Genomic DNA, 1771 nt, shown 5'->3' on the forward strand with positions numbered 1-1771 from the left:
CGGCCTCGCCCGTCTCCGGCGAGGAGGGCGTCTACCGTCTCGAACCGTCCTGGCTCTCAAAGCCGGGATCACATGACGTGACCGTCTCCATCACCGCGGCCGACGCGGCCGACCTGCTGATCGGCACACTGGAGGTTCCGGCGTCCGCGGCCGAAACACAGACCGGCGGTGCGCTCGGTGTTTCCGCCGTCCTCGGGCAGGTCCGGAACGATTCCGGCCTGATGCTGGGGGCGGTCATGGTCTTCCTGCTCGGGGTCCTGACCACCGTCGCCCTGACCCAGCGTGGACGCACGCGGACGCTCGCAGGCGCCGCGCTGGTCGGCATCGGCCTGCTGTTGGCGAGCGGCGGCGCCTTCGCCCACGGCGGCGAGGACCACAGCCACGGCGACGAGGACAAGGGCAAGGCACCGACGGCGGCCGTCCCGATGGGGGCGACCGGTGCATTGGAGAGCCCGCGGCGCCTGCCGGACGGCAGTCTGTACGTGCCCAAGCCGTCGCAGCGTCTGCTGTCGGTCCGCACCGTCGTCGCCAAGCCGCGGGAGGCGGCGCAGACGGTGCGGTTGATCGGTCAGGTCATCGCCGACCCCAACGGCGGCGGCCACGTCCAGGCCACGCAGAGCGGTCGCATCGAGCCGGGGGACACGGGGCTGCCCTACGTCGGCCAGTGGGTCGAGGCCGGGCAGATCCTGGCCCACATCGCCCCCGCCGTGACTTTCGTGGACCGCAGCGGCATCCAGCAGCAGATCGCCGTGGTGGAGCAGGAACTCGTCATTGCCGAATCCCGCCTCCAGCGGCTGCGGAAGCTGGAAGGCAGCGTGCCCCAGCGCGACATCGAAGAGGCGGAGGCCAACCTCAACGGGCTGCGCAAGCGCCGGGCGGCCCTGTCCCCGGCGCTGACGACCAAGGAAGCCCTGCGGGCGCCCATCTCCGGGGTGGTCACCGCCAACAACATCAAGGCCGGACAGGTGGTCGAGGGGCGCGACCAGGTGCTGTTCGAGATCGTCGACCCGGCGCGGCTGATGGTCGAGGCGGTCGCCTTCGATCCCCGGGTGGCGAACAGCGTCCGCGGCGCCACGGCGACCACCGCCGACGGCGTCACCCTGACCCTCGGGCACCTGGGACACAGTCTGGCATTGCGCCAGCAGGCCATTCCGCTGCTCTTCCGGATCGACAACCCACCCCAGGGCCTGAGCGTCGGCCAACCGGTGCGCATCGTCGCCCAGATCCAGGGGAAGGCGTCCGGCATCGTCCTGCCGCGGCAGAGCGTGGTGCGCAACGCCAGCGGCCAGCCCATCGTCTGGCAGCACGACACCCCGCAACGCTTCGTCGCCCGACCGGTGCGCACGCAGCCTGTCGACGGCGACACGGTGCTCGTCCTGGCGGGCGTCGAGCCGGAGGCGCGCATCGTCACCGACGGCGCCGGTCTCCTCAACCAGGTCCGGTGAGGAGCGCCCCGCCATGTTCAACGTCCTCGTCAACGCCAGCCTGCGCAACCGGCTGTTCGTCCTCGCCGCCGCCGCGATCCTCGTCGTCTACGGCTCGTTCGTGCTGAAGGACCTGCCGATCGACGTCTTCCCCGACCTGAACAAGCCGACCGTCACCCTGATGACCGAGGCCGAGGGGCTGGCGCCGGAGGAGGTCGAACAGTTGGTTTCCTTTCCGCTGGAGACCTCGATGAACGGCATGCCGGGCATCACCCGCGTGCGCTCGGTGTCCGGCGTCGGGCTCAGCATCGTCTTCGTCGAGTTCGATTGGGGCACGGACATCTACC

2 protein-coding genes are annotated in these 1771 nt (G+C 70.6%); both read left to right on the forward strand.

Annotation, left to right across the window (positions count from 1 at the left end; genetic code table 11):
- Positions 1-1445: efflux RND transporter periplasmic adaptor subunit (locus DS843_RS30825; RefSeq protein ID WP_208852369.1), on the forward strand; the 1445-nt coding region annotated here is incomplete at its 5' end.
- 13 nt (positions 1446-1458) lie between these two features.
- A partial coding sequence (locus DS843_RS30830; protein WP_149472616.1) for an efflux RND transporter permease subunit occupies positions 1459-1771 on the forward strand: 313 nt, incomplete at its 3' end.

Origin of the sequence: Roseomonas genomospecies 6, from assembly GCF_008365375.1 — a bacterium.
In the GTDB taxonomy this organism is placed as follows: domain Bacteria; phylum Pseudomonadota; class Alphaproteobacteria; order Azospirillales; family Azospirillaceae; genus Azospirillum.